Source organism: Glutamicibacter sp. AOP5-A2-18, from assembly GCF_052446055.1.
Taxonomy (GTDB): Bacteria; Actinomycetota; Actinomycetes; order Actinomycetales; family Micrococcaceae; genus Glutamicibacter.
In genome coordinates, this window is sequence record NZ_JBQSVW010000001.1 from 2513975 (window position 1) to 2534572 (window position 20598).

The following is a 20598-nucleotide window of genomic DNA, read 5'->3' on the forward strand; positions in this document are numbered from 1 at the left end:
CTTGGACCGCCCGACAACTAGTCGCGACGGTTCTGGGAACCATTGAAGACACACCCGGCACAGAGCAAACTGGTCCGTCACCTCACTCGGTGACGGACCAGCTTGTTTGGTTAGCTTGGGCTACTTGTCGCCCAGTTCAAAGTACTCACCAGGACCGGTCATAACCCAGCCCTGTTCACGCCAGGCCTGACGATCCAAGACATTGCGTCCATCAATGAGCATCTTAGAAGCCACTACTTCCCCGAGTTCATTTGGATCTAGGTCGCGGAATTCTTGCCACTCGGTCAACACAAGGGTCAGATCGGCGTTGCGTGCTGCCTCCTGATGCGAGTCAACGTAGTTCAGGCGCGGGAAGCGACCAGCTGCGTTGGCATTGCCTTCTGGGTCATAAACCGAAACTTCTGCGCCAGCGTTGTACAGGCGTACGGCGATATCCAATGCTGGTGAGTCACGCACGTCATCACTATTAGGCTTGAACGTCACGCCCAGCACACAAATGTGCTTACCTGCCACGTTGTTACCCAGCATGTGCGAGGCCAAGGAAACAACACGATCTCGACGGCGTAAGTTGATCTGGTCAACTTCAGATAAGAATCCCATGGTCTGGTTCAGACCGAGCTCGCTCACGCGCGCCTGCAGGGCTCGAATGTCCTTCGGTAGGCAACCACCGCCAAAGCCCACTCCTGCGTTCAGGAAACGGCGTCCAATGCGTTTGTCATGGCCGATAGCGTCAGCGAGCGTCTTGATATCTCCGCCAACAGTTTCCGTGACCTCCGCGAATGCATTGATAAACGAAATCTTGGTAGCCAAGAAAGCATTAGCCGCGACCTTGACCAGCTCAGCGGTCTCAAGATCAGTCACAATCTCTGGAACATCCAATGCCAAGACCGGCGCATAGACTTCACGCAGCAGATCAAGGCCACGTTCTTCCACTAGGCCATAGACCAGACGGTCTGGATGCAGCGTGTCTTTGACTGCGAACCCTTCACGCAAGAATTCTGGGTTCCATGCAAGAGCAATGGAACTACCGTCTTTGGCGTTCTGTGCAATCTTTTCGCTCAGTCGGCGAGCCGTGCCCACGGGCACGGTGGACTTGCCAACAATCAACGCATCACCGGTGATGTGTTTGAGCAAGGAGTCGACAGCACCGTCAACATACGACATATCGGCAGACTGTGAGTCTTTACGCTGTGGGGTTCCCACGGTTATGAAATGAATATCTGCATTGGCGGCTACGTCAGCGTAGTCGTCAGTAAAGCGCAGACGACCGGAAGCTACGTGCTTGCGCAATAGCTCAGGCAGGCCAGGCTCGTGGAAGGGCAGGATGCCAGCGGCCAAGGCCTGTAGCTTTGCTTTGTCTACATCGACGCCAATGACTTCATAGCCCAATTCAGCCATGCAGGCGGCATGGGTTGCACCGAGGTAGCCGGTGCCGATCACGCTGATGCGTAGAGTCACGAAAGTCCTTCTCTCCGAGAACACAAACCGATGTCAGTTTCTACTAGTTAGCATGCCACACCCCCGTAGCGTGTTCTTACTTGGAACGCAGTACGGGGGTGTGAGTTTTCTTGATATTTACGGATAAGTTGCCCAGTGGCTACTACCTACAGCGAAAGGTGTTCCTTCACCGAGGCGGCTAGGGTCTGCGCTTCAGCCTGAGCCTGATCGTGGGTGGCAGCTTCAACCATCACGCGAACCACTGGTTCGGTACCTGATGGGCGAAGCAGCACTCGTCCGGTGGAGCCCAGACGAGCTTCGGTAGCAGCGATGTCTCGTAGCAGCGGCTCGCATTCTGGAGCGGCAGCCTTATCCACGCCACGGACGTTGATCAGCACCTGTGGCAGAACGGTAAGTACCGAAGCAAGTTCCTTCAGGGACTTACCGGTAGCTTTCACACGTGCTGCAATCATCAGGCCGGTGAGCACACCGTCACCGGTGGTTGCGTGCTTGGAGAAAATCACGTGGCCTGACTGCTCGCCGCCAAGCGAGTAGTTTCCTTCGTGCATTCCTTCAAGAACGTAACGGTCTCCGACGCCGGTCTGCTTCAGGGTGATCCCTGCAGCTTCCATAGCCAACTTCAAACCGAGGTTGCTCATCACGGTAGCTACAAGGGTGTTGTCCTTGAGCTCGCCGCGGTCCTTCATGTCCAGTGCCATAACTGCCATGATCTGATCCCCGTCAACGACGGTACCTTCATGGTCTACGGCCAAGCAACGGTCTGCATCCCCGTCATGGGCAATGCCGAGGTCTGCACCGTTTTCCAGCACAGCAGCCTGTAGCTTCTGGAGGTGAGTGGAGCCGTAACCATCATTAATGTTGATGCCATCTGGATCCGCACCAATAACAATGACTTCAGCGCCAGCGGCCTTGAAGACTTCTGGGGAGCAACCTGATGCTGCACCGTGGGCGCAGTCTAGGACAACCTTCAAACCGTCTAAGCGGTTTGGAAGGGCCTGCAACAGGTGCATGATGTAACGATCTTCAGCGTCAGCAAAACGTGCAACACGTCCTACTTCCCCAGCCGTTGGGCGAGGCTTAGGCATCTTCAAGCAAGCTTCAATGGCATCTTCTAGAGAGTCATCGAGCTTCTTGCCGCCACGAGCCAAGAACTTAATACCGTTATCCGGAGCCGCGTTGTGCGAGGCAGAAATCATGACACCAAAATCAGCGTCTAGATCTCCCACCAAGAAAGCCGCAGCTGGCGTCGGCAGAGTGCCTGCGTCCATCACGTCCACGCCTGAGGCGGCCAAGCCGGCCTCAATAGCTGCGGACAGGAAGTCACCGCTGATACGGGGGTCCTTGGCAACCACAGCAACAGGCTTACGCCCGTCCTCTGACTGACTCAAGCCCAGCACCACGGAGGCTGCCTGCGCCAATTCCAGCGCTAACTCGGGAGTTAACAGTTCGTTTGCTTTTCCTCGGACCCCATCGGTCCCAAATAACCTTGCCATCGTTTCTAATCATAAGCCCTCTACTTCGATTTAACCTTGTTGTCACTACGGCAAGACGCAGCGGTGAGGAAAATTTATGATCACTTAGTGGATTACATCGGTTAAAGGCCAAAGGCCCCAACATCCTTTGCAGGATATTGGAGCCTTTGGAAAAGACCTTGAAGTAAGGTTTAGCGCTTCGAGAACTGCGAAGCCTTACGTGCCTTCTTAAGACCAGCCTTCTTACGCTCGATGACGCGTGCGTCACGAGTCAAGTAGCCAGCCTTCTTCAGGGTTGCGCGGTTTGCATCGCGATCGATCTCGTTCAACGAGCGAGCGATACCCAAACGCAGTGCACCGGCCTGGCCGGAAATTCCGCCACCGTTGATACGAGCGATAACGTCGTAAGCACCCTCAAGACCAAGGATCTTGAAAGGCTCGTTGACGTCCTGCTGGTGCAGCTTGTTAGGGAAGAAGTTCTCCAGGGTGCGACCGTTTACGGTCCACTTGCCGGAACCTGGTACCAGGCGAACGCGAGCAATAGCCTGCTTGCGACGGCCAACTGCTGCACCTGGAACGGTCAATGGAGCACGCTCGGTGTCAGCAACTGCTGCGGAAGCAGAGGTCTCAGTGGTGTAGGTCGAAGGGGTTTCGCCTTCAAATTCAGTGGTTTCTTCAGTGTTCTGAGCCACGATAATCTCCTATTAAGTATTTCTTCTCGGGGCCAGGACTACTGAGCGACCTGGGTGATTTCCAGGGCCTTTGGCGACTGAGCAGCGTGTGGGTGCTCGGCGCCACGGTAGACCTTGAGCTTGGACATCTGAACGTCAGCAAGCTTGTTCTTAGGGATCATGCCCTTGATGGCCTTCTCAACAGCCAGAACTGGGTTCTTCTCCAGCAGATCTGCATAGTTGATGCTCTTCAAGCCACCTGGGAAACCGGAGTGGCGGTAAGCGCGCTTGTTCTCAAGCTTCTTACCGGTCAGTGCAACCTTTTCTGCATTGATGATGATGACATGGTCGCCCATGTCCATGTGTGCAGCATAGGTTGGCTTGTGCTTGCCGCGCAGCAAGGTTGCGGCCTGGACGGCGAGACGGCCAAGTACTACATCGGTGGCGTCAATGACAAACCACTGACGAGTCTGGTCAGCCGGCTTTGGGGTGTACGTACGCACAGTAATTGCCTTACGTTGATTCGTTTCTGGTCAAACAGTCGCTTGTTGGCTGAAGGCGGTGAGATCCCCCAGTGACAGGCACTGTCGTGTTGTTCTTGTGTTTAGACCAGTACGCCAGGTGAGGACTGATGATAACCGGCCGTCCATATAGTGTTCGCACACCCAGCAGACCAGCGACTATGCAACTAAGCCGTCACGCTTGGGCGTGTAGTGTCGAACGTGGACATACACAACTCATAAAAGTTTAGCGGATTAAAGTGTCTTCGACCAAAAAAGCATCTCGGTCGTGAGCAACAACACCCTTAAGTTCTCGGGGTTTAGCGCCCGCTCAGTCATCTTTAGCGGCGTTGCCCAGTTCTTCTGCGGTGCGCCGAGCACGCGTTAGTAATGCCCGCGCTGCCAGCTCTTCCGCTTCTGGGTAGTAGACCTCTTCAAGGACCAGCGCGCGCGGGTGGGAGAGTCTGGTTCTGGAGTCGCGAACCATCATCTCCAACCTAGCGGCCAGGAACCCTGGCTGCTCGCGCCCGTCCCCCACCATCATGGCTGCGCCAATCAGCGCGCGCACCATGTTGTGGCAGAAAGCGTCTGCCTTCAGGTGGGCAAGGATCAATCCGTCTTCACCACGGGTAAAGGTGAACTCCTGCAATGTACGAATGGTTGTCGCATGCGGACGTGGCTTACAGAACGTCAAGAAGTCATGGCGGCCCAGTACCGATTGAGCTTCGCGGTTCATCAAATCAATGTCTAGCTTTTCGCGGTGCCAGGTGGTCAGGTGACGGGTCAGTGGATCCCAGCGGTCCTGCCCATCAGCAATCCGGTAGGAGTAGCGGCGAGCCAGAGCTGAGAAGCGTGCGTCAAAACCCTCGGGTGCTCGCGTAGCTTTGTGGACCCACACGGCACCGTCTTGGCGGCCAAGAATACCGTTGACCCGACGCAGCAGCGCGGGCTCAGGTGCCAGTTCGGAAGCGCGTGGCAACCCGTCATACTCTTCTTGAGTTAAGTCGAAGTGCACTACCTGACGTCGCGCATGGACCCCGGCGTCGGTCCGTCCGGCAACAACCACACGGATGCGACGCCGAATCATCATTTCCAAGGCTTCTTCAACCAGCTGCTGGACACCGGTCACGTTGGGCTGTCGTGCCCAACCGTTATAGGCGGCACCGTCATAGCTGAGCTCCATCTGCATGCGAATCCATGCTGGTGCTTGCGTAGTTCCTAGTGCGGTAGTTCCCAGCGGATCAATGATGTCAGACTGCGTGCTCATGATTTCCATTATGCGTAAAGATCGGTTCAACCGGCGAATCAAGTGCCCCGCTTCACGCTGTTATCCACAGCCGGCAAAACGAAATCTTTCTTCAGTTGTAGCCTGAGTGCATTCCGCGGCCCGGACATAGAAGTATCCATCATCAAGATATCCATTGCACCGTCACAACCGAAGGACTGAGCATGTTCAACAAAGCCGCTATTACTATGTCCGCGTTAGCCGTAACGTCCACGCTCGTTCTGACCGCGTGCAGTTCGACAAAGTTATCAACCGTCGAATCTTGTGCACTGATTGATGAATTGGCGGTTGAACATTCCATCAAAGAAAAGTGGGAGATGGCCTACATCGCCATACTGGCAGAAAATACGGAACCTGTAGTGGACGCCCTAGAAGCCGCCAGCATTGTCTATCGAGAGGTTTCTGAGCAGACTGGCGATAGGGGTTTGCGTACTGCGCTAAATACGAGCGTTGAGAACTATCAAAAGTTCATTGAAATCATCAAGGACCGCTCCCCCAACGAACCAACATTTGATGCAGAAGTTGAGGAATTGACCGACGAGATGGATGACGGGCATGTCGAATATATCCGCCGTTCCTGCCCTGGATCGATTGTGGATCCGGACTAGTTCGTTCCCTCGCCACTTACTGCCTATGGCTTTAAGCCGTAATCCAGACTGCGCACCAGGCCATAATCCCGAGCCAAAGAAACCTTGGAATACTTCGCTTGTGTAGGCTTAAAGCATTGTCGGTAGTCCTTGTTTAAAGCACTGGCCGGCACATCATCACTACACAAGGAAATACATGATCAAGAAGGTTGCTGCAGCGACCGCAGTCCTGAGCCTGGCTGCCACCGTTTTGGTTGGTTGCGCTTCAGGAAAGCTGAATACCCAAGATACGTGTGACTACGTCAATGAACAGGTTGCGATCAAGCAACTGCTGCAAAAGTCTGAGGACGTCAGTGAAGATCTCATAGCTGGTGATATGAAGGGCTACTCCTTGGTCATCGATGAGTATTCAGGCATCCTGACTGACGCGGCCGAAAAGACCAAAGACAAGAAGCTTGCTAAGGCACTGCACGCCACAGCTGAACAGAGCAAGCAGGTCTCTGCGGTAATGGCGCAAGGCACCAGTAGCAATGTGGCGCAGACCGATCAAAAGCTCACGGCCTTAGAAGATCAGGACGTCAGTGAGGAAACAGAATACTTGGGTATCAAGTGCCCTGAACTTGAATCCTTCAGCTAAGCAAATTCTCGTTAAACTAGAAAATTCCCGTTGGATCCTTGCGGATTCAACGGGAATTTCCTTTATCACCCCTAGGGTGAATGAGCTTTAGCTCGAAGAAGACTTACGCCTCTTCGGTTGCCTCTGCCTCAGGTGCAGCCTTCTCGGTAGCCTTGGTGGCTTCCTTGACGACGGCCTGCTTTGGCGAAACTGGCTCCATCACTAGCTCGATAACTGCCATAGGGGCGTTGTCGCCCTTGCGGTTACCAATCTTGGTGATGCGGGTGTAGCCACCCTCGCGGTTTGCCATTGCTGGTGCGATGTTCTCGAAAAGCTCGTGAACGATCGACTTGTTGGTGCGCGAACGCGAAGCGATGACGCCCTGGACGCGGCGACGCGATGCCAGGTCTCCGCGCTTTGCGAAGGTGATCAAACGCTCTGCGTGTGGACGCAGACGCTTGGCACGGGTAAGGGTGGTGGTGATCTTCTTGTTCTCGAAGAGCTGTGCCGACATGTTAGCGAAAATCAATCGCTCATGTGCTGCACTGCCGCCGAGACGCGGACCCTTTGTAGGGGTAGGCATTGTGGTTCTCCTAGATGAATAACCCGTCCTGCACGAAACTTATCGTGTAAGCGGATGAAGTAGTGTGTCGCTAGACGGAAGTCTTACAGACCTTCGTCGTAATCGTCGCCATCTTCGATGGCGCTACGAGCGGCCAGATCAAAGCCTGGAGGGGAATCCTTCAGGGCCAGACCCAGTTCAACCAGCTTGGCCTTGACTTCGTCAATGGACTTCGCACCGAAGTTACGGATGTCCATCAAGTCTGCCTCGGAGCGAGTAACGAGTTCACCCACAGAGTGGATGCCCTCACGCTTCAAGCAGTTGTACGAACGAACGGTCAGTTCCAGATCCTCGATCGGCAGTGCCATGTCAGCAGCCATAGCTGCGTCCGTAGGCGATGGGCCGATTTCGATACCTTCAGCTGCAGTGTTCAGTTCGCGGAACAAACCGAACAGTTCAACCAGGGTGGTACCTGCGGATGCAACTGCATCGCGCGGGGTGATCGATTCCTTGGTCTCAACGTCAACGATCAAACGATCGAAGTCGGTGCGCTGCTCAACACGGGTAGCTTCCACGCGGAAAGTTACCTTTAGAACTGGGGAGTAGATCGAATCCACAGGGATTCGGCCAATCTCGCCGTCAATGTTCTTGTTCTGAGCTGCTGACACATAGCCACGGCCACGCTCAATGGTCAGTTCCATATCGAACTTGCCATTGGCATTCAAGGTTGCGATGTGCAGATCAGGGTTGTGGAACTCCACACCAGCTGGTGGGGTGATGTCCGCTGCAGTAACGATGCCTGGGCCCTGCTTGCGCAGGTAGGCAACGACTGGCTCGTCGTGCTCAGAAGAGACCGAGAGGTTCTTGATGTTCAAGATCAGTTCGGTGACATCTTCTTTGACACCGGCTACGGTGGTGAACTCGTGCAGTACTCCGTCAATACGAACACTGGTAACAGAAGCACCAGGGATCGAGGAAAGCAGGGTACGGCGAAGCGAGTTACCAAGGGTGTAACCAAAGCCTGGCTCCAGTGGTTCAATGACGAACCGGGAGCGATTATCGGCAACTACTTCTTCGGTCAGGGTTGGGCGCTGCGTAATGAGCACTTACATTTCCTTTCAGCGAGCGTCCGCTATATGACGCCTCACGGGGGTGGAAACGACGGTAGCCAAAGGTGGCCGTTCGTCTTTTGCAGGCATATGAGTCCAAGATAGTCACCGGAGCACTTGAAAATGCTTCGGTGACTTCTTAGGCCTAGCCTAGCGAATCAATTAGACGCGGCGACGCTTTGATGGGCGGCAACCGTTGTGAGCGCTTGGGGAAACATCCTGGATGGATCCAACCTCAAGGCCAGCAGCCTGCAGCGAACGGATCGCGGTTTCGCGTCCCGAGCCTGGGCCCTTGACGAAAACGTCAACCTTGCGCATGCCGTGCTCCTGAGCGCGCTTTGCAGCAGCTTCAGCAGCCATCTGGGCAGCGTATGGGGTCGACTTACGCGAACCCTTCATGCCTACCTCGCCGGCCGAAGCCCACGAGATAACAGCACCGGACGGATCGGTAATCGATACGATGGTGTTGTTGAAGGTGCTCTTGATATGCGCCTGTCCCTGCGCAATATTCTTTTTGTCCTTGCGACGCGGCTTACGTACCGCTCCACGAGTCTTTGGGGGCATTTCTTCTCCTACGAAAAAAGTATTTGAGTTAGATCGCTAAGATTTAGCGAGTCTTCTTCTTACCTGCGACGGTACGCTTCGGGCCCTTACGGGTACGTGCGTTGGTCTTGGTGCGCTGGCCGCGGACCGGCAGGCCCTTACGGTGACGAATACCTTCGTAGGATCCGATCTCAACCTTACGGCGAATGTCAGCCTGAACCTCACGGCGCAGGTCACCTTCAACCTTGTAAGTGCCTTCGACGAAGTCGCGCAGCTGCACGAGCTGGTCATCGGTGAGATCCTTAACGCGAGTGTCCGGGTTGATCCCGGTCGCCGCGATGGTCTCTTCTGCACGGGTCTTGCCCACGCCGTAGATGTAAGTCAGCGCGATAATTACGCGCTTCTCGCGTGGAATGTCCACGCCTGCTAAACGAGCCAAGTGGCTACCTTTCAACGAACGGAGGTCTGGAGCAGTACCATCCACGATTACTCGTGGCCCCGGCCTCCGAACCCGGGGGTACACCAGGACATAAGTCCTAGCTGATACTGCCTAATTGACTACGCGTGGGAATCCCGTAAAAACGGAATTAGCCCTGACGCTGCTTGTGGCGTGGGTTCTCGCAGATCACCATGACCACGCCGTTACGACGGATCACCTTGCACTTGTCGCAGATCGGCTTCACGCTAGGGTTAACCTTCAAGGCTTTGTCCTTTTGCGGTTGCAGTTAAATGTGGAGCAGTAAAAAGCTTGTCCAAGAACAATCATTCAGTTTTCACTGAGAAAGTTTTTGGTCTGCGGTTTACTTGTAGCGGTAAACGATACGACCTCGGTTGAGATCGTATGGGCTCATTTCAACCTGCACTCGGTCCTCTGGGAGGATTCGAATGTAGTGCTGACGCATCTTACCCGAGATAGTGGCGAGCACTACGTGTCCATTCGGCAGCTCCACGCGGAACATCGCGTTCGGCAGTGCCTCTGAGACGGTGCCCTCTACCTGGATGACGCCTTCCTTCTTGCCCATTTTCCCCGCTAACTTTTTTTGTTGGTGATTTTTCGCCAACAAGTAATTGGTTCTGGCTCCTGATCGGTGATTCCCAAACAAAGAATTTTGGGCACACTTAAATCACGAACCAACAGTCAACGATACGCTATTGTGCCGATGAGTGCCAATCGTTCTCTGACTTAAAAAATGTTAGATCCAGCACGCGACCGCTGGGTCACGTGCTGGATCTATTAATGCTGATGGTTCTTAGTGCTTCATTAGCCCTTGATAGGCGATGGGGTCACACCGAAGGGAGCCAGTCCAGCTTCTCCCCCATCATGAGCCGAGAGCACCCAGATGCCACCCAGATGGAAGGCTACGGTGTGCTCCCACTGCGAAGCGTTGGACTTGTCGTTGGTGACTACGGTCCAGTCATCTTCTAGGACCGAGGTTTCGATCTTGCCACGAACCAGCATTGGTTCAATGGCCAGTGCCATACCTGGCTTGATGCGTGGACCACGGTGACCGGAGTTGTAGTTCAGCACATCCGGGGCCATGTGCATGGCTGAGCCGATGCCGTGACCGCAGTAGTCTTCCAGGATGCCTAGCTCGGCCCCTGGCTGGCTGGTCACAAAGTCATCAATGGCTTCACCGATCTGTCCGATGAAGCGTGCGTTGGCAGCGGCCGCGATGCCGGCCCACATGGCCTGTTCGGTGATGTCGCTCAGGCGCTGATCGGCTGGGTCAATGTTCTTGCCGACGAGCACGGTGCGAGCCGAGTCCGAATGCCAGCCATCAACAATGGCGCCGCCATCAATCTTGAGCACGTCACCATCTTTGAGTTCATAGTTTGATGGGAAGCCGTGGACCACTTCGTGGTTGACCGAGGCGCAGATGTTCGCTGGGAAGCCGTGGTAGCCCAAGAAGTTGCTGGTGGCGTTGTTGCGTTCCAGCACCTTGCCGAAGAGTTGGTTGATCGCTTCGGTGGTGACACCGGGGCGAGCCATCGCAACGGCTTCGTCCAACGCTTCTGCCAGAACCAGTCCGGCCTGACGCATCTTCAGGATTTCAGAGTTGGATTTGTACTCGATACGAGGCTGTCCGAAAGCCAATATCATTCCCCTAGCTAGATATGTTGCTTCTTTGTGGATCTTGCTAAAAACTGCGCAGGGACCGCGCTGCAACGTTCAATTGTTGCTGCACGATCCCTGCGCCGTGTATTTCGAGCTGCCTTAGGCGTTGACGTTCAACGCTGCCAGTACACGCTCGGTAACTTCTTCGATCGCACCGAGGCCATCGACCTTGCGCACGATGCCACGCTCTTCATAGCGATCTACAACAACGCGGGTCTCTTCGTTGTACAGGCTCAGGCGGTGGCGGATGACTTCTTCGGTGTCATCTGCGCGGCCTTCGATTTCTGCACGCTTGAGCAGACGAGCTACCAGTTCATCATCATCGGCAGTCAGCTGCAGTACAGCGTCCAAGGCCACACCCTTGTTAGCCAGCATGGCGTCCAGCGCGTCGACCTGTGCGCTGGTGCGAGGGTAACCGTCGAGCAAAAAGCCCTTGGCCACGTCCTCTTGGTTCAGTCGATCGTCAACCATATTGTTGGTTACCGAATCAGGTACAAAGTCACCGTTGTCAATGTACTTACTGGCTTCGATTCCTAGCGGGGTGCCGCCCTTGACGTTGGCACGGAAGATGTCGCCGGTGGAGATGGCAACAATTTCCAAACGCTCGGAGATCTTTACGGCCTGGGTACCTTTGCCGGCACCTGGAGGTCCAATAATTAGCAGTCGACTCATCGCAGTAGCCCTTCATAGTTTCGTTGCTGCATTTGAGCATTGATTTGTTTGACGGTTTCCAATCCCACACCAACCATAATGAGGATCGATGTTCCGCCAAATGGGAAGCTCTGATCTGCGTTGAACAGCACGAAGGCAATCAGTGGGATCAACGCGACGAACGCGAGGTACAGCGCGCCCGGGAAGGTAATTCGAGAAATCACGTACTGCAGGTATTCGGCGGTAGGCTTACCGGCGCGAATGCCTGGGATGAATCCGCCGTACTGCTTCATGTTGTCGGAGACCTCAACCGGGTTGAAGGTAATCGCAACGTAGAAGTAGGCAAAGCCGATGATCATCAGGGTGTAGACCAGCATGTACCAAGGTGACGAGGTTGAGGAGTGCTCTTGCAGCCACATTGCCCAGCCTGGCAAGGTTCCGTCATCGTTCTGGTTGAACTGCACCAGCATCTGTGGCAGAGCCAAGATGGAGCTGGCGAAGATTACCGGAATCACGTTGGCCATGTTCAGCTTCAGCGGGATGTAGGTGGAGGTGCCACCCACGGTGCGTCGGCCTACGGTGCGTTTAGCGTACTGAACCGGGATGCGACGCTGGGACTGCTCCACGAAGACCACAAGGGCCACGATGAGCAAACCAACAAGCAGCACACCAATAAATGCCATCACGCCCTGTGCCTGCAGGATCGAACCCATCGAGGATGGGAAGCCCGAAGCAATAGAGATGAAGATCAGGATGGACATGCCGTTACCGATACCGCGTTCGGTGATCAATTCACCCATCCACATGATCAGGCTGGTGCCTGCAGTGAGGGTCATGATCATCAGAAGAATCACGATCAGTGAGTCATCTGGAACCAGGGGTAGCGAGCAGCTTGGGAACAGGCTGCCGGTACGGGCAAGGGTCACCAGAGTGGTTCCCTGCAACAAGGCGAGGGCGATGGTGAGGTAACGCGTGTACTGCGTTAGCTTGGCTTGCCCGGCTTGGCCTTCCTTATGCAAGGTTTCGAAGTGCGGGATCACCACACGCAGCAACTGGGTAATGATGGACGCCGTAATGTACGGCATGATTCCCATTGCAAAAATGGAGACCTGCAACAGGGCGCCGCCACTGAACAGGTTCACGAACGAATAAAGTCCACCGGTGGTTTCACCCATTGCCAGACACTGCTGAACGTTGCTGTAATCGATTCCCGGAGAGGGAATGAATACACCGACACGATAGATCGCGATGATCCCAAGCGTGAACAGCAACTTGTTGCGCAGATCAGGCGTCCGAAAAACTCGGGCTATGGCGCTGAACAAGCGTCCTCCTGAAGTAAGTGCTTGAGCCTAGGAAGAGATACTTCCTATGACCTAACGATTCTAGCCGTGAATAGTACTATCCTGCCAAATACGCCACACGATTGAGTCGCAAATGTGAATCGATAGAAATGTTAAAGACCAGATCAGGCAAGCATTAATAGTTATCTTTGAAAATTTCTCGCCGATAGCAGAATGGTCCCGGTTCACGTTGATTACTCAACGTGAACCGGGACCACTCAAAGGCTAACCCTGATTTAGAGGGTTTCTGCCGAGCCGCCAGCAGCAGCGATCTTCTCGGAAGCGGAAGTCGAGAAGGCATCAACCTTCACGTCAACCTTAACCGTGATATCGCCAGTGCCCAGGACCTTGACAGGCTGGTTCTTGCGAACAGCGCCCTTGGCAACAAGTGCCTCTACGGTAACTTCGCCGCCTTCTGGGAACAATTCCGAGATCTTGTCCAGGTTTACAACCTGGAACTCGACGCGGAATGGGTTCTTGAAGCCACGCAGCTTAGGCAGACGCATGTGCAGTGGAAGCTGTCCACCTGCGAATCCTGCCTTCACCTGGTAACGAGCCTTGGTACCCTTGGTACCGCGACCAGCGGTCTTACCCTTGGAACCTTCACCGCGACCAACGCGGGTCTTGGCAGTCTTTGCACCCTCAGCTGGGCGCAGGTGGTGAATCTTTAGTGCTTTTTCTTCAGCCATCTCTACTTCGCCTCCTCAACCTTCAACAGGTGTGGGACCTTGTTGACCATACCAACAGTCACAGGGTCAGCGGAGCGGACAACGGTGTGTCCGATGCGCTTCAGGCCCAACGAGCGAACAACGTCGCGCTGGGACTGGCTACCACCGATGATGGACTTGATCTGGGTGATTTCCAGGTTGGCGTCGCTTACAACAATGTTCTTAGCCATTGATTAAGCACCTGCCTTCTGGGACTGGATGTGACGCAGCATTGCTGCTGGTGCAACTTCGTCCAGCGGAAGACCGCGGCGAGCTGCAACAGCTGCAGGCTCTTCAAGAGCCTTCAGTGCAGCAATGGTTCCCTGAACGATGTTGATCTGGTTGCTTGAACCCATCGACTTCGACAGAACGTCATGGATGCCTGCGCATTCCAACACGGCGCGCACTGGACCACCGGCGATAACACCGGTACCAGGAGCAGCTGGACGAAGCAAGACAACGCCAGCGGCGGCCTCACCCTTGACCAGGTGTGGAATGGTGGTGCCAACACGTGGAACGCGGAAGAATGACTTCTTAGCCACTTCAACGCCCTTAGCGATAGCTGCAGGAACTTCCTTGGCCTTACCGTAGCCAACGCCGACCATACCGTTACCGTCACCAACAACGACAAGTGCGGTGAAGCTAAAGCGACGACCACCCTTGACGACCTTGGATACGCGGTTGATCGCTACAACGCGCTCAAGGAACTTGTCCTTGTCTTCGTTGCGGCTGTCCTTCTGGTCACGGCCACGGCCGCGGCCTTCGCCACGTCCACGACCTTCACCACGACCGCGGCCTTCGCCACGACGGGATCCAGCGTTCTCGGTAGCGGGAGCCGATGCAGTCTCGACTGCTTCAGTAGCTTCAGACACCTGAGTTTCCTTCTTGTTAGTTGCTTCGCTCACAGTGCCAGCCCACCTTCACGTGCGCCGTCAGCAACAGCAGCCACGCGACCGTGGTACTTGTTGCCGCCGCGGTCGAAGACAACTGCTTCGATGCCAGCAGCCTTGGCGCGCTCTGCAACGAGCTCACCAACGCGCTTGGACTTTGCGGACTTGTCAGCATCGCTGTTGCGAAGATCTGCTTCCATGGTCGAAGCGCTGGCCAGGGTCAGACCCTGCGAGTCGTCCACGATCTGAACGAACATGTGACGAGCCGAGCGGTTGATAACCAAACGTGGACGAGCAGTGGTACCGACGATGTGCTTGCGCACACGCTGGTGACGACGACCGCGCTGAGCGGACTTGCTCTTGCCCTTGATTCCGATAGCCATAATTACTTACCAGCCTTTCCGACCTTGCGGCGGATGATCTCGCCAGCGTAACGAATACCCTTGCCCTTGTAAGGCTCGGTCTTACGCAGCTTGCGGATGTTGGCGGCAACTTCACCGACGTGCTGCTTATCAATACCAGCAACGGTGATCTTGTTGTTGCCCTCTACCGAGTAGGTGACACCCTCAACGGCTGCAACCTTTACTGGGTGCGAGTAACCCAGAGCAAGCTCCAGGTCAGCGCCCTTGGCCAGTACGCGGTAACCGGTACCGTGGATTTCGAGCTTCTTCTCGTAACCCTCGGTGACACCGATGATCATGTTGTTGATCAGGGTGCGAGTCAGACCGTGCAACGAACGAGCCTCGCGGCCGTCATTGGGGCGGTTGACGGTAACAGTGTTCTCGTCCTTGGCAACGGTGATCGGAGCCGAAACAGTGATCGAAAGTTCACCCTTCGGGCCCTTGACGGCGACCTGCTGGCCATCGACATTTAGCTCAACGTTTGCAGGAACGGTGATCGGAAGACGTCCAATACGTGACATTGTATGTTTCTCCCTTTCCGTTACCAGACGTAGGCGAGGACTTCCCCACCTACGCCCTTCTTTGCAGCCTGACGGTCAGTAAGCAGACCGGAGGAGGTGGACAGGATTGCGATACCAAGACCACCGAGCACGTGAGGCAAGTTGGTGGACTTTGCGTATACGCGAAGACCTGGCTTGGAGATACGACGTACGCCAGCGATTGAACGCTCACGCGATGGGCCGTACTTCAAGGTGATGGTCAGAGTCTTGCCGACTTCTGCAGCAACTTCCTCGAACGAGGCAATGTAGCCCTGTTCCTTGAGGATGTTAGCAATGCGTACTTTTAGCTTGCTCGACGGCATCGACACAGTGTCGTGGTATGCCGAGTTAGCGTTACGCAGACGAGTCAGCATATCTGCGACTGGATCTGTCATAGACATGTGGGCTTCAGCCCTTCCTCGTTACGGTTTCCTTAGCGGACCTGTAACGTAGTGAGATTAGTTGTTGGTCTTGAATGGGAAGCCCAGAGCCTTTAGCAAGGCACGGCCTTCGTCATCAGTCTTGGCGGTGGTCACCACAGTGATGTCCATACCGCGCACGCGATCGATCTTGTCCTGATCGATTTCATGGAACATCGACTGTTCGGTCAGACCGAAAGTGTAGTTACCATTGCCATCGAACTGACGGTCGCTCAAACCGCGGAAGTCGCGGATACGAGGCAGTGCCAGGGTGATCAAGCGATCAATGAATTCCCACATGCGATCGTTACGCAGGGTGGTGTGCGTACCAATTGGCATGCCTTCGCGCAGCTTGAACTGTGCGATGGACTTGCGAGCCTTGGTAACCACTGGCTTCTGACCGGTAATTGCGGTCAGGTCCTTGACGGCACCTTCAATGAGCTTCGAGTCCTTGGCAGCTTCGCCGACACCCATGTTCACTACAACCTTGGTCAGGCCTGGGACCTGCATGGTGTTGACGTAGTTGAACTGCTCCTGCAAAGCAGGGCGGATCTCTGCGTTGTACTTTGCCTTCAGACGTGGCTGGATCTTGGTGGCTGCTTCAGTCATTACAGATCCTTTCCGGAAGCCTTGGCGAAACGGACGCGTACAGTCTTGGACACGCCGTTCTTTTCTACGGTTTCCTCGCGGAAACCGACGCGGGTTGGCTTCTTGGTTTCTGGGTCAACCACTGCAACGTTAGAAACGTGCACTGGAGCCTCAACAACCGTGATGCCGCCGGTGGTCGAACCTGATTCGGTCTGACCTGCCTTGGTGTGCTTGGTGACGCGGTTAACGCCTTCAACAAGTACGCGGTTGGTATCGGTAATGACCTTCAGGACTTTGCCCTGCAAGCCACGATCCTTGCCTGAGATGATCTGAACCAGGTCACCCTTTTTGATCTTTGCGCCCATGGTTACAGCACCTCCGGAGCCAGCGAAACGATCTTCATGAACTTCTTGTCACGAAGCTCACGACCCACTGGGCCGAAAATACGGGTACCGCGTGGTTCACCTTCGTTCTTCAAGATCACAGCTGCGTTCTCGTCGAACTTGATGTAGGAACCGTCTGCACGACGGATTTCCTTCTTAGTGCGAACGACGACTGCCTTGACGACGTCGCCCTTCTTTACGTTGCCGCCAGGAATTGCATCCTTGACGGTAGCGACAATGGTGTCGCCAATGCTTGCGTAGCGACGCTTCGAGCCACCAAGAACACGGATGGTAAGGATTTCCTTAGCACCGGTGTTGTCGGCAACCTTAAGTCGCGACTCCTGCTGAATCACTTCTTACTCCTGTCGTCTCGCTGGTTCTCTTATAAATCGAGCCTTGCGGAACGGATATGGTCTCCACGGCACGTATCGCTTACCCCCACCGTCGCGAGCGCACCGAATGCTGATCTCAATTGGCGGCAGGGCCGAGGCGTAAAATACCGAGGCTGTACTTGTGCATCTAAACTGATTTAGACCGCACTGCATCGTGCCGAAGGTGGATAGTCCCCGAACACAATGCGCACAGGGTTACAAGTCTAGCGCAGAGTGGCACAAAACCGAAATGGTGTGGTATGCGCAAAATAGGCGTCGTTCGTCACATCAGGCACCACGTACTCCCCCGGCATTTCAGTGGTTGCGAACCCTACTGGCGACTATTGAGTCACGATTCTCGATGGCATTTCAGGAGCTCTTACTCGCCGTCTCATTTACTCATTGATCTTTCATCCAACTGGATCCACTGCAAAAATCTGACGTGAAAATTGCAAGGAAAACCTTGCTAGGCTCACGATTCGAGGTACGCAGGTTTCGGGGTTCGGTAGCTACCGTACTCCCGCTGATACCGAGCTACGGTCTGGCCGCTGCGCGCCTGACGTACGTAGAGATTCGTCTCTTCGAAAAGCTCGCTGGCCGGATCATTGAAAAAGTCGACAGCATTTCGATTGCATATGCTGACGCGCTGTCCACTCGTAAATATTGAAGTAATTGCGTCGCGCGGAGTGAATCGTCCGCCACCGGTTATTTGACCCTCGATAGTGTCAATCCGACCCTTCGCCCATCGTTCGTAAGCCGATGAAAGGCACTGCTCCTGTTCCACTTCGATGTCGATTAGATTCACACGACGGTAGTCATTGCCAACCAACAACCTCATGTACTTCTCTTTGAGCCTAGGCCACGAAAATGTGCCTTCGACAACAACATTTTCCTGTGCTTCCAGACTTCGCTCGAGGAGCAAACCCGCAAGAAATACACTTTCGTCGTGAACAAGGGAACATAGTTCATTCAGCATTAGCGGATGGCCGTCAGGCAATTCAATAGACAGCAGATCGTCAAAGACACCGCAACGATTATCAGCTTCGAGAATACTGAGTTTAATATCGTCAGGGTCAATGACCCTCCAGCCGTCCCCGGCAAGATGTAGATCGTTCACGGCCGTCGATTTGCCTGCGCCAGGAGGACCCGCGGTGAAGGTAACGATCGCTTTGCCATCGTTTTCGACATCCGGCTGTCCGTCTTCGAAGAACTTATCCAAAAGCTCACGCTGCAAACGCAGCCGCGATTCCGTTGTTGGTAGTTCAGGTTGGTATGAAGCACGCGGACTTGCACGATTTAGATCGTTGCCTATGGAAGTTAACAGATTCAGCTCTGCTTCAACTTTGCGCAAGTCCGGATACCTCATCTTGCTTCCTGCCCCCAAACGGCATCCCTGACACGTTGATAGTCAACAGCGTCAATCAAGTCCCGATGGAAGGCATCAAGAATCTCGTCCCAACTTCCTCTGGCTAATTGACCTTCGGGATTATTAGGTTCAGCATTTGTAGAGAACGTGTAAGGCCAGTTAATGAGTTCGGTCATCATGGAATCGTGTTCGATCCGCTCAGCGTGGAATTCCAGAATTACCTCGTGCGGAGTTCGTTCCAGTAGATCCGGGAAGGCAGTGATCCTCTTGAGGATTCGATGAACCTCTGGTTGCGATACGAATAGCTTGCGTGCGATTTCTGTTTGCGTCAGTCCCTCAGAATTCGCCTGAGCACATAGCCTGAGTTGATCTAGTTTGTTGATCTCTCGGACAGCATAGTTATGCGAAAGCCGACTTTGAATCGTCTGCATGATGCCTTCATCTCCCAGCTATACAGAATGTATAAATGGATTCTACGCGCACAAACACTAGAGCGGTAGGGGGGCAGTTAAGTACAGAGTTCGCTGACACCAAGATTCTGCTAGGCCACTTGGACAGCACCGGAGGGCGCCCCTAGAAACCTGTTACTTATTGTGGAGCGCATGCGCACAATCCACCCGAGGGTTATTTCGTCTTCGAGTTCTGCGCGGAAGCCCACTTGGCAACGCGACTCGCGCTCTCTTCCTCTGAGAGGTCCTCCCCCCGGCTCATGATCGACCAGCGCACACCGAATGGATCGATGATGGAAGCGAATCTGTCACCGGAAACAAAATTAGTCACCGGCTCCCTCACCGTAGCTCCCGCTTCAATCGCTCTAGCCAGCACGGCATCCACTTCTTCGCAGTACAGACCCAAGGAGTAGGAGGCGTTCGGAGCCTCCGGCGGCGGCACCAGACCGTATGCCGGATTGGGCTCACCAATTTGGAGATGTCCCTGGCCAAAATCTATTTCCGCATGCACAACAACACCACCCATACTCGTGGCATCGATGATCCGCGCTCCGAAAACGTCTTTGTAGAACTCCAGCGCCTCCTACGCATTGGCAACGGCGAGAAATGGAGTCAGTGAAGTTACTCCGTGCGGAAGACCAGCGGTGGTGTGCTTACCGCTGACACCATGAACCATTTCGTTGTGATTTTTCATGTCTCAAGACTACGTACATGTGCAATGCTGAGGCTTGTACATTTGCGACGGATTTGAGGAGCGCTCGCATGGCCGATATTCATGATGGTCGAGGTGTTCTATATCCTGCACGGCTCCCAGAATTCGAACGCATCGTACCTGCCAAACATATGCAGCAGTACGTTAGCTGGTTCTGGATTTCTCGCTGGCAGCTTGCTGCCGGCAGAGTCTCTCGCCAACAGCTCTTACCGTTCCCGCTGATGAATATTGTCGTGCAGCCTGAGGGTGTGACTGTCTCAGGCCCAAGCAACGGCGCATCCCAATAGGGACCTGCGCGGTTCGAGCTGGGCAGTGGCCGCCTTGCTCCGCCCTGCCGCTGCTCCTTATGTGGCTTCACTGACCAATTGCACACCGCAACAGCTACTAGATCAAGAGCTACCTATAAACGTTCATGATCTTCAACAGGCCTTGTTGGAAGAGCACCAACTAGTTGGTGACGGACAGTTGAATGAACGTTGTGCTCATCATTTGTCTGCGTGGCTCGAACAACGCTTGCCACCGATCAATGAATCAGGAACGCTAGCCAACACATTCTTGGATCACGTTTCGGCGGACCGCACCGCGCTACGTGTTGATCAAGTCGCTACAGCTCTAAATCTGACTGTACGTAGCCTGCAACGCCTATCACTGAAATACTTAGGGCTTTCTCCGTTGTCCGTCATTCGGCGCGACCGACTGCAAGAAGCCGCCTTGCATTTACGTGAACATCCGCAAGCCTCGCTTGCCACATTGGCCGCAGACCTCGGCTACACAGACCAGGCCCACATGTCGACGGACTTCCGGAAAGTACTCGGCTACTCCCCTAGCGATTATCGAAGCAACTAGCAGAACACGCTGTCGCA

At 54.5% G+C, this 20598-nt stretch carries 28 protein-coding genes and 2 pseudogenes; 4 read left to right on the forward strand and 26 right to left on the reverse strand.

Annotated features, from left to right (window positions below):
* Positions 1 to 120 precede the first annotated feature (120 nt).
* From ACT3RW_RS12025 to truA, 5 genes are all read right to left on the reverse strand, one after another.
* Positions 121 to 1458 (reverse strand): UDP-glucose dehydrogenase family protein, encoded by a 1338-nt coding sequence (locus tag ACT3RW_RS12025; protein ID WP_444613919.1) that lies wholly within the window; start codon positions 1456 to 1458, stop codon positions 121 to 123.
* A 146-nt stretch (positions 1459 to 1604) separates the two neighbouring features.
* Positions 1605 to 2951 (reverse strand): phosphoglucosamine mutase, encoded by a 1347-nt coding sequence (glmM, locus tag ACT3RW_RS12030; RefSeq protein ID WP_444613920.1) that lies wholly within the window; start codon positions 2949 to 2951, stop codon positions 1605 to 1607.
* Between the two features lie 170 nt (positions 2952 to 3121).
* The gene (gene rpsI, locus ACT3RW_RS12035) at positions 3122 to 3622 is read right to left on the reverse strand and encodes a 30S ribosomal protein S9 (RefSeq protein WP_131088763.1); all 501 of its coding nucleotides are present in this window, start codon (positions 3620 to 3622) and stop codon (positions 3122 to 3124) included.
* Positions 3623 to 3660: 38 nt separating this feature from the next.
* The gene (gene rplM / locus ACT3RW_RS12040) at positions 3661 to 4104 is read right to left on the reverse strand and encodes a 50S ribosomal protein L13 (RefSeq protein WP_131088764.1); all 444 of its coding nucleotides are present in this window, start codon (positions 4102 to 4104) and stop codon (positions 3661 to 3663) included.
* A gap of 328 nt (positions 4105 to 4432) precedes the next feature.
* Positions 4433 to 5368, reverse strand: a complete 936-nt coding sequence (truA, locus tag ACT3RW_RS12045; RefSeq protein ID WP_131088765.1) for a tRNA pseudouridine(38-40) synthase TruA — start codon at positions 5366 to 5368, stop codon at positions 4433 to 4435.
* 182 nt (positions 5369 to 5550) lie between these two features.
* On the opposite strand from truA, the gene ACT3RW_RS12050 reads away from it, so the two are divergent.
* Both ACT3RW_RS12050 and ACT3RW_RS12055 read left to right on the forward strand, forming a co-directional pair.
* Complete coding sequence (locus ACT3RW_RS12050) at positions 5551 to 5994, forward strand: hypothetical protein (RefSeq protein ID WP_444613921.1); 444 nt, start codon at positions 5551 to 5553, stop codon at positions 5992 to 5994.
* Between the two features lie 175 nt (positions 5995 to 6169).
* Complete coding sequence (locus tag ACT3RW_RS12055; protein WP_444613922.1) at positions 6170 to 6610, forward strand: hypothetical protein; 441 nt, start codon at positions 6170 to 6172, stop codon at positions 6608 to 6610.
* 106 nt (positions 6611 to 6716) lie between these two features.
* Here the strand turns inward: ACT3RW_RS12055 and rplQ are convergent.
* From rplQ to ACT3RW_RS12160, 21 genes and pseudogenes are all read right to left on the reverse strand, one after another.
* Positions 6717 to 7172, reverse strand: a pseudogene (rplQ, locus tag ACT3RW_RS12060) (50S ribosomal protein L17); the annotation flags it as partial.
* A gap of 83 nt (positions 7173 to 7255) precedes the next feature.
* Entirely contained in the window at positions 7256 to 8257 is a 1002-nt protein-coding gene (locus ACT3RW_RS12065) for a DNA-directed RNA polymerase subunit alpha (protein WP_131088769.1), read from the reverse strand.
* 165 nt (positions 8258 to 8422) lie between these two features.
* Positions 8423 to 8824, reverse strand: a complete 402-nt coding sequence (rpsK, locus tag ACT3RW_RS12070; protein ID WP_131088770.1) for a 30S ribosomal protein S11 — start codon at positions 8822 to 8824, stop codon at positions 8423 to 8425.
* A gap of 43 nt (positions 8825 to 8867) precedes the next feature.
* Positions 8868 to 9242 carry a 30S ribosomal protein S13 gene (gene rpsM, locus ACT3RW_RS12075; RefSeq protein ID WP_022874115.1) on the reverse strand — a complete coding sequence of 125 codons (375 nt, stop codon included), beginning with the start codon at positions 9240 to 9242 and terminating at the stop codon, positions 8868 to 8870.
* A 148-nt stretch (positions 9243 to 9390) separates the two neighbouring features.
* Positions 9391 to 9504 carry a 50S ribosomal protein L36 gene (rpmJ, locus tag ACT3RW_RS12080; protein ID WP_013349661.1) on the reverse strand — a complete coding sequence of 38 codons (114 nt, stop codon included), beginning with the start codon at positions 9502 to 9504 and terminating at the stop codon, positions 9391 to 9393.
* 99 nt (positions 9505 to 9603) lie between these two features.
* Positions 9604 to 9825, reverse strand: coding sequence for a translation initiation factor IF-1 (gene infA / locus ACT3RW_RS12085; protein WP_013349662.1), 222 nt, complete (start codon positions 9823 to 9825; stop codon positions 9604 to 9606).
* A 239-nt stretch (positions 9826 to 10064) separates the two neighbouring features.
* Positions 10065 to 10898: a type I methionyl aminopeptidase gene (gene map, locus ACT3RW_RS12090; RefSeq protein ID WP_444613923.1), complete on the reverse strand. Its 834-nt coding sequence runs from the start codon at positions 10896 to 10898 to the stop codon at positions 10065 to 10067.
* Positions 10899 to 11018: 120 nt separating this feature from the next.
* Complete coding sequence (locus ACT3RW_RS12095) at positions 11019 to 11591, reverse strand: adenylate kinase (RefSeq protein ID WP_444613924.1); 573 nt, start codon at positions 11589 to 11591, stop codon at positions 11019 to 11021.
* A complete protein-coding gene (gene secY, locus ACT3RW_RS12100; RefSeq protein ID WP_444613925.1) occupies positions 11588 to 12892 on the reverse strand; it encodes a preprotein translocase subunit SecY in 1305 nt (434 codons plus the stop codon). The genes ACT3RW_RS12095 and secY overlap by 4 nt, the downstream gene beginning before the upstream one ends.
* A 254-nt stretch (positions 12893 to 13146) precedes the next feature.
* The gene (rplO, locus tag ACT3RW_RS12105) at positions 13147 to 13599 is read right to left on the reverse strand and encodes a 50S ribosomal protein L15 (RefSeq protein WP_131088774.1); all 453 of its coding nucleotides are present in this window, start codon (positions 13597 to 13599) and stop codon (positions 13147 to 13149) included.
* Between the two features lie 2 nt (positions 13600 to 13601).
* The gene (gene rpmD, locus ACT3RW_RS12110) at positions 13602 to 13808 is read right to left on the reverse strand and encodes a 50S ribosomal protein L30 (protein WP_131088775.1); all 207 of its coding nucleotides are present in this window, start codon (positions 13806 to 13808) and stop codon (positions 13602 to 13604) included.
* A 3-nt stretch (positions 13809 to 13811) separates the two neighbouring features.
* A complete protein-coding gene (gene rpsE, locus ACT3RW_RS12115; protein ID WP_207306507.1) occupies positions 13812 to 14489 on the reverse strand; it encodes a 30S ribosomal protein S5 in 678 nt (225 codons plus the stop codon).
* A gap of 29 nt (positions 14490 to 14518) precedes the next feature.
* Positions 14519 to 14890 (reverse strand): 50S ribosomal protein L18, encoded by a 372-nt coding sequence (gene rplR, locus ACT3RW_RS12120; RefSeq protein ID WP_131088777.1) that lies wholly within the window; start codon positions 14888 to 14890, stop codon positions 14519 to 14521.
* Between the two features lie 2 nt (positions 14891 to 14892).
* Complete coding sequence (gene rplF, locus ACT3RW_RS12125; protein ID WP_444613926.1) at positions 14893 to 15429, reverse strand: 50S ribosomal protein L6; 537 nt, start codon at positions 15427 to 15429, stop codon at positions 14893 to 14895.
* Between the two features lie 20 nt (positions 15430 to 15449).
* A complete protein-coding gene (gene rpsH, locus ACT3RW_RS12130; RefSeq protein ID WP_013349671.1) occupies positions 15450 to 15848 on the reverse strand; it encodes a 30S ribosomal protein S8 in 399 nt (132 codons plus the stop codon).
* Positions 15849 to 15905: 57 nt separating this feature from the next.
* Positions 15906 to 16475: a 50S ribosomal protein L5 gene (gene rplE, locus ACT3RW_RS12135; protein ID WP_131088779.1), complete on the reverse strand. Its 570-nt coding sequence runs from the start codon at positions 16473 to 16475 to the stop codon at positions 15906 to 15908.
* Positions 16475 to 16819 carry a 50S ribosomal protein L24 gene (gene rplX, locus ACT3RW_RS12140; RefSeq protein ID WP_131088780.1) on the reverse strand — a complete coding sequence of 115 codons (345 nt, stop codon included), beginning with the start codon at positions 16817 to 16819 and terminating at the stop codon, positions 16475 to 16477. The genes rplE and rplX overlap by 1 nt, the downstream gene beginning before the upstream one ends.
* 2 nt (positions 16820 to 16821) lie before the next feature.
* Entirely contained in the window at positions 16822 to 17190 is a 369-nt protein-coding gene (rplN, locus tag ACT3RW_RS12145; protein ID WP_058254887.1) for a 50S ribosomal protein L14, read from the reverse strand.
* Positions 17191 to 17680: 490 nt separating this feature from the next.
* Entirely contained in the window at positions 17681 to 18559 is an 879-nt protein-coding gene (locus tag ACT3RW_RS12150) for a zeta toxin family protein (protein WP_444613927.1), read from the reverse strand.
* An 11-nt stretch (positions 18560 to 18570) separates the two neighbouring features.
* Positions 18571 to 19005: a MarR family transcriptional regulator gene (locus ACT3RW_RS12155; protein ID WP_444613928.1), complete on the reverse strand. Its 435-nt coding sequence runs from the start codon at positions 19003 to 19005 to the stop codon at positions 18571 to 18573.
* 193 nt (positions 19006 to 19198) lie between these two features.
* Positions 19199 to 19717: pseudogene (locus tag ACT3RW_RS12160) on the reverse strand (VOC family protein).
* 68 nt (positions 19718 to 19785) lie between these two features.
* Here ACT3RW_RS12160 and ACT3RW_RS12165 point away from each other — a divergent pair.
* Positions 19786 to 20022, forward strand: coding sequence for a DUF6597 domain-containing transcriptional factor (locus ACT3RW_RS12165; RefSeq protein ID WP_444613929.1), 237 nt, complete (start codon positions 19786 to 19788; stop codon positions 20020 to 20022).
* Positions 20023 to 20047: 25 nt separating this feature from the next.
* Positions 20048 to 20581, forward strand: coding sequence for a helix-turn-helix domain-containing protein (locus tag ACT3RW_RS12170; RefSeq protein ID WP_444613930.1), 534 nt, complete (start codon positions 20048 to 20050; stop codon positions 20579 to 20581).
* Positions 20582 to 20598 lie beyond the last annotated feature (17 nt).